Raw genomic sequence first — 7,967 nt, forward strand, 5'->3', positions numbered from 1 at the left:
CATTTGAAATGATAGATTGTACAGCTGCCCCATTTTCTGCAAAAAACCGATTCTGATATTGGCAGCAAGTCTGACGAATGGAGTGAGATGAGTATGAGCATAATGGACTTCATAAATGATTTGAAAAAGAAAAATATCACCTTATACCATAACAAGGGAAAAATCAAAATCATCGGTCCTCAAGAATTATTGACAGCTGACTTAAAACAGCAAATCAAGCGGTATAAAGAAGACATCATCGCAGCGCTGGAAGCGGGCGAAACAGACATTGAGCGAAGCTTTCCGAAAGCGGCGCCGTCTAAAAGCGGAACCTACCCGTTGTCAAGGGAACAAAAAAGGATGTTCATTTTAAATCAGCTTGATGACAGCAAAACGGCCTATAACATGCCGCTGGCGGTAAAAATAAGCGGTGAAGTTCAAATCAGCCGACTTGAACAGGCATGGAAAGCGCTCATCAAACGGCATGAATCGTTAAGAACTTCTTTTGTTATGCTCGATGGCGAACCGGTGCAGAAAATCGAACAGGAAGCCGAGTTCCGACTTGAATACAGCGAGTTGGGGGATCAAAGCATTCAGGAGAAAATCAGCCGTTTCATCAAACCTTTTCAATTAGAAAAAGCCCCGCTTTTAAGAGCGGAAATCGTAAAAGTGGATGAAGCTGAGCATATGATGATGGTTGATATGCATCATATCATTTCAGACGGTGTCTCTATCGGAATATTAATGAAAGAATTCGCCGCCTGCTGTGAAGGCAAAGAATTGTCTCCGCCGGCGGTTCAGTATAAAGATTATTCAGAGTGGCAGAGAGACATCGAGCAGCAGAGCCGGTTGAAGAAGCAGGAAGCGTATTGGCTCAATACCTTCCGGGGAGACATTCCGGTATTGAATATGCCGCTCGATTTTCCGAGACCGAAAATCCGAAGCTTTCAAGGAAACAGAACAGTTGTTGAATTGGATCAGGGCACCACAAAAAAACTGAAGACGATCGCCGCCAAAAACGGCGTCACAATGTACATGCTTCTTTTGGCAGGCTACACCATTCTGCTGTCAAAATACACCGGACAGGAGGATATCATTGTCGGCTCGCCGATTGCCGGAAGACCGCATGCCGATTTAAACGGGACAATCGGGATGTTTGTCGGCACCCTTGCACTGAGAAACCGGCCAAAAGGGAACATGACATTTAGCGAATATGTCCAAACGGTTAAAAACAATACGCTGAACGCCTATGAAAATCAAGATTATCAATTTGATGCATTGATCGAACATCTGGGCTTGACACAGGACATGAGCAGAAACCCGCTGTTTGACACGATGTTTGATCTGCAGCATGCGGATGATTTCGCATCTGAAGCCGGCGGGGGGCATTTTGAAACGTATGATATTCCATTTCATGTCGCGAAATTCGATGTAAGCCTGACGGTATTTTTGCATGGAGACAACCTGAAATTCGATTTCCAATATTGCACTGATCTGTATAAAAAAGAAACGGTTGAAAGAATGGCCGGACATTTTTTGAATGTTTTAAAAGACGCTGCTCATCACCCTGAACTGGCGTTAAGCGAGATTAGGATGATGTCGGAAGAGGAGAAAGACATCATCTTACATACATTCAATCATGAGAAAACAGACTGTCCGAAAAACAAGACACTCAGCCGGCTGTTTGAAGAGCGGGCTGAAAAAACACCCGATCACCCCGCTGTTATATTCGAAGATCAGCAATTGACATATCGAGAGCTGAACGAAAAAGCCAACCAATTGGCCTGGCTTTTAAGAGAGAAGGGTGTAAAGCCGGATACAATTGTCGCGATCGTGACAGACCGATCACTCGAGATGATCATCGGAATTATCGGAATTTTAAAAGCCGGCGGAGCCTATTTGCCGATCGATCCGGATTATCCCGAGGACAGAGTCAAATATATGCTGGAAGACAGCGGAGCTGATACGGTCGTCATCCAGGAGCACTTAAAGACGAAAATAGACGGCCATCAAATGATAACCATCGAAGACATCCGATCTTTCGGCAAAGAAAATCCTCCAGATGTCAACAATGCTTCTGATTTAGCATATGTGATTTATACATCGGGCTCTACAGGCAGGCCGAAAGGTGTCATGACGACTCACCGCAATGTCGTCAACTATGTTGATGCTTTTACGAAAAGGATTCCTTTAAGCGAACATGATACAGTCCTGCAAGTCGTATCCTTTTCATTTGATGCATTTTCTGAAGAAGTCTACCCTATTTTATCCCGCTCAGGGCGCTTGGTGATCAGCAGAAAAGTAAGCGATCTGAACATTGATGAACTGGTGAAAACGATCAATAAGCATCGTGTCACACTTGTCAGCTGCTCCCCGCTTCTATTAAATGAAATCGATAAAAATCAGCACTTAACCTTTCATCCGCAGATAAAATTTATCAGTGGGGGCGACGTATTAAAATTCGAGTACGTCGAAAATATCATCAAAGGCGCTGACGTTTACAATTCCTACGGTCCAACGGAAGCGACAGTTTGCGCTACCTATTATCAACTAAGCAGCGCAGACCGCAAAAAAACGAGCATTCCTATCGGCAAGCCTTTAAGCAATTATAAAGTATACATTGCAGATCAATACGGCCGGCCGCAGCCGATTGGAGTACCGGGCGAACTGCTGATCGGCGGCGAAGGGATCGCAAGGGGATATTTGAATCATGAAACATTGACGGAAGCGGCCTTTGTGCTGGACGAAGCAGGCGAGAAAGTATATCGAACAGGCGATTTAGCAAGATGGCTGCCTGACGGAAACATCGAATTTTTAGGCAGAATCGACAACCAAGTCAAAATTCGCGGCTATCGGATCGAACTGGAAGAAATCGAACACAAGCTGTTAAAAAACGGTGATATTAACGAAGCCATCGTGGTGGCGAAGGAAGATCAGGAAAACAGCAAATATTTATGCGCCTACATTACATGCAAAAACAAAGACGCAGACATGGAGCAGATTCGAGAACGTTTGGCAAAGGAGCTTCCGGAGTACATGATTCCGTCATGCTTTATCAAGCTTGATCAAATTCCCCGCACGATCAATGGAAAGGCTGATCTTAAGGTATTGCCGGAGCCTGATCGAAGGGCATTTGCCCAAGCCCGCTACGAAGCCCCGCGCAATCAAACGGAAGCCTTACTTTTATCGATCTGGCAGGATATCTTGCAAGCGGAAAAAATCGGGATTAACGACCATTTCTTTGACATCGGCGGACACTCGTTAAAAGCTTTTTCAATGGCCGCGAAAATTCAATCGGCATTAAAAGTCGAAGTGACACTAAAGGAAATCTTCAGCCATCCGACGATTAAAGACATCGCAGCTTATATCGAACAAAAACAAAAACAAGTTCAATCAGACATTCAAAAAGCGGAAAAGAAAGAATACTACCCGCTTTCTTCCGCTCAAAAAAGGCTGTACATCCTCAATCAGATCGAAGAAGGCCAAACCGCCTACAATATGCCTTTTGCGATGAAAATAAGAGGTGGGCTCCAAACGGAAAAGGCGGAGAAGGCCTTCAGAACGCTAATCAAAAGACATGAGAGCTTAAGAACATCCTTTACCACCATCAATGGTGAACCCGTTCAGAAGATCAACGAGGATGTCCCATTTGCAATCAAATACAGTGAAGCCGACAATTGCAGCCTTCGGGAACGGATGAATCACTTTATCAGACCGTTTGACCTGGAAAAAGCCCCTCTTCTGAGAGCCGAGCTGGTGAGGGTGAACGCAGCCGAACACATTCTCCTGCTTGATATGCACCATATCATTTCCGATGGCGTGTCAATCGGGATCTTGCTGAAAGAATGGGCGGCTTTATATGAAGAAAAGGAACTTGCACCGTTAAAGATCCAGTATAAAGACTATTCCGAGTGGCAGCGAGAGTCCTGGCAAAAAGACCGGTTGAAAAAACAGGAAGAATACTGGCTATCCGTTTTTCAAAACGACATCCCTGTTCTGAACATGCCGACAGACTTTCCAAGGCCGCAAATGCAAAGCTATGAAGGAGATCGAATCGCATTTGCAATCGAAAGAGAGCTGACGGATAAGCTCAAAAAAACAGCGAAAGAAAACGGAGTCACGATGTATATGCTGCTGTTGGCCGGGTATACAATACTCCTTTCGAAATACACCGGACAGGAAGATATCATTGTCGGTTCACCGATTGCGGGGCGAACCCGGGAGGAGTTGGAACAGACGGTCGGGATGTTCGTAGGCACCCTTGCGATGAGGAACCATCCAAAAGGCGGCAGGACATTCATTGAGTATTTGCAAGATGTAAAAGAAAATACGTTAAATGCCTATGAAAATCAAGATTATCCTTTCGATGAGCTCGTTGACAAATTAGATTTGGAACGGGACATCAGCAGAAATGCCTTATTCGGCACAATGTTTGATATGCAGGCGCTGGATGATGCAGAGCCTGATATAGAGGGATTGCATGTTGAACCCGTCGATTTGGAGTTTCAGATTTCAAAATTCGATTTGTCGCTGGCAGCAGCAGAGTCCGCAGGCGTCATTACGTTTCATATGGAATTCTGCACAAGGCTGTATAAAAAAGAAACCGCCGAAACGCTGGCGCAGCATTTCGTGAATATCCTAAGAGATATTTCCGATCGCCCGCAGAAGACATTAAACGACATCAGCATGCTTTCAGAAGAAGAAAGACACACAGTGCTGTATCAATTTAATGATACGAAGGCCGAACACCCGTCAGGGATTTTTTCTGAGCTGTTTGAAGAGCAGGCCGGAAAATCACCGGATCATCCGGCGGTGGTCTTCGAAGACCAAATATTGACATACCGTGAATTAAATGAAAAAGCGAATCAATTGGCCAGAACATTGCGGCAAAAAGGGGTTCAGCGGGAGTCTGTAGTCGGAATCATGACGGAACGGTCATTGGAGATGGTGACCGGGGTATTGGCGATTCTAAAAGCCGGAGGGGCATACCTGCCAATCGATCCGGGACTTCCAAAAGAGCGTATCCAATATCTTCTCACGGACAGCGGAGCCGACCTTTTGCTGACACAGCACCAGCTTGTCAAGAGCATCAGCTTTGCCGGAGAGATCATCCAAATCGATCAGGCCGATGCTTACGACCCCGATGGAAGCAATCTGGAGCATCTTAATTCCCCCGGTGATTTGGCATACGTCATCTATACCTCGGGTACGACGGGAAACCCAAAAGGCGTGATGGTCGAGCACATGAATATCATTCATGCCCACTATACTTGGAGAAAGCACTATGAATTGGCATCATTTTCAGTTAACCTGCTACAGCTTGCCAGCATGTCGTTTGATGTATTCGCGGGTGATTTATGCCGTAGTCTTCTCAACGGCGGAACAATGTATATAGTCCCGGATGATGTCAAACTGGAAATGAATTTGCTGTATGACATGATCAAAAAACACAGCATTCATATGTTGGAATCGACGCCAAGCCTGATCATTCCTTTGATGAAATATATCGATCATCATAAGCTTGATCTTTCAAGCATGAAGCTGTTGATCATGGGTTCTGACACTTGCACGATCAAAGATTATAAATGGCTCGTTGAACGGTTCGGACAAAGGATGAGAATCATCAACAGCTATGGCGTCACAGAAGCTTCTGTCGATTCCGGCTATTATGAGGAAGCTTTAGATCGGATTCCAGAGATTGCGAATACGCCGATAGGAAAGCCGCTGGACAATACAGCATTTTATATATTGGATCCCTCATTAAACCCGCAGCCGGTCGGCGTTTATGGCGAGTTGTACATCGGCGGTGAAGGGATCGCGAGGGGATACTTAAACAAACCGGAACTCACGAAGGAAAGGTTTGTTCCAAATCTTTTTGCCGCCGGGGGGAACATGTATAAAACGGGAGACTTGGCAAGATGGCTGCCTGATGGAAATGTCGAATTCCTCGGGAGAATCGATCACCAAGTCAAGATTCGCGGTTTCAGAATCGAAACAGGCGAAATTGAAACGAAGCTTTTGGGAAATCAAAACATCAGCGAAGCTGTCGTTATAGACCGGGAAGACAAGAAAGGACATAAGTACTTGTGCGCCTATATTGTCGCGCGAGCGAAAATAAACGCAAATGAACTGAGGGAATATTTGTCCGATCACTTACCGGACTATATGCTCCCGTCCTATTTTATTCAAATCAACAAGATGCCTCTCACACCAAACGGAAAGATCGATCGAAAAGCGCTTCCTGAACCTGCCGGAGACGCGACAGCAGCGAGCGAATATGAAGCCCCGCGTAATGAAACGGAAGAAAAGCTGGCCGCTGTTTGGCAGGAAGTGCTGGGCAGGGACAACATCGGAATCAACGATAATTTTTTCGAAATCGGGGGAGATTCAATTAAGGCCCTGCAAATCGTTTCAAAATTATCAAGAGCCGATCTCAAGCTTCAGGTTAAAGATCTGTTTACCAATCCGTCCATTAGACACCTCAGTAAATATGTCAAAAAAGAAACGAAAGCACGCACCAGCGAAATCGTGCAAGGGCAAGTGCCGCTGACCCCTGTGCAAAGGTCGTTTTTTGAAGCAAATCAAAGGGAGCAAAACCATTATAATCAAGCATTTATGCTCTATAGGGAAAACGGTTTTGCTGAAAAGATCGTCGAAAAGGTTTTCCGTAAACTCACAGAACACCATGATGCATTACGGATGGTCTATCGGGAGAAAAACGGTGACATCATTCAGCATAACCGCGGCTTGGAAGACAGCGTCTTCGATCTGTATGTCTATGATTTGAAAACGGAAAAAAATCTCGAGGAAACCGCTTATCAGATAGCGACGAATATTCAAAAAGACATATCCATCAGCGAGGGCAAAATGATCAAGCTCTGCGTGTTCAAAACAACGGAGGGAGACCATCTGCTGATTGCGGTCCATCACCTTTTGGTAGACGGTGTTTCCTGGAGAATATTGTTCGAGGATTTTGAAGCGGCATACGGTCAAGCCCTGCAAGGCAAACCGATAGAGCTCGGTTATAAAACGGATTCGTACAAAACGTTTTCCGAAAAACTGGCTGAGTACGCAAGCAGCAAAAAGCTCCTGAAAGAACAAGAATATTGGCGGGAGATATCCAAAGGAAAGATGGCATTCCTCCCTAAACATCGCCAAGCGGCACATGATACCTATGAAAATAGCAGAACACTCAGAACATCCCTTAGTCAAACGGAAACGGAGCAGCTGCTGAAAGAGGCGCATAAAGCATACAATACGCAGATCAATGATCTCCTGTTAACGGCTTTGTTGATCGCCTCAAGGCGGCTGACGGGGGAAAACAGGCTGAAAATTCTTATGGAAGGTCATGGAAGAGATGATATTTTGCAAGATGTGGATATCACGAGAACGGTCGGCTGGTTCACCGCAATGTATCCGGTATTCATCGACTTAGAAGATGAGGCAGACTTGTCTGTGATGATTAAGATCGTGAAAGAAACTTTGCGGAAAATACCGAATAACGGAATTGGATACGGCATCCTTAAGTATTTGAGAAAAGACGAAGGGCTTTTAAAGGATGAAAAGCCTCCGATCTTATTCAATTATCTTGGTGAGCTCGATCATGATCTGACGACCGAACAATTTTCATCGTCAAAGCTTTCGGCAGGTCAAAGCATCGGAGAAAAAAGTGCAAGAGATGCTTCTGTTGAAATCGATTCAGTCGTGGCAGACCGGCAATTGATGATCAGTACGACATTTAACGAATACGAGTATTCTCCAGATACGATCAGCGAATTGAATCAAGCATTCAAAGAAAGTTTGCAAATGGTCATCAGCCATTGCACGGGCAAACATGAAACCGAAAAAACGTCCTCTGACTACGGTTATGACAAACTCTCATTGGAAGATCTTGAAGAATTATTAAATGAATATGAATCTGTCGACAGCTAGAAATCCTGACAAAAGAGCTGAAAAGTGGTTAACCTGCTGCTTAAAAAATGGGCGGC

General features: G+C 45.0%; 1 protein-coding gene. It reads left to right on the top strand.

The window, feature by feature from the left end:
* The first annotated feature begins 93 nt into the window (after window positions 1–93).
* Complete coding sequence (gene bacB / locus QMZ64_RS00725; RefSeq protein ID WP_265626418.1) at window positions 94–7,911, top strand: bacitracin non-ribosomal peptide synthetase BacB; 7,818 nt, start codon at window positions 94–96, stop codon at window positions 7,909–7,911.
* The last annotated feature ends 56 nt before the right edge of the window (window positions 7,912–7,967 follow it).

It is taken from the genome of Bacillus sp. LB7 (assembly GCF_030449715.1).
Classification (GTDB): Bacteria; Bacillota; Bacilli; order Bacillales; family Bacillaceae; genus Bacillus; species Bacillus paralicheniformis.

Coding starts and splice junctions, on each gene's coding strand:
- bacB (WP_265626418.1), top strand. CDS start 94: ATGAGCATAATGGACTTCATAAATGATTTGAAAAAGAAAAATATCACC.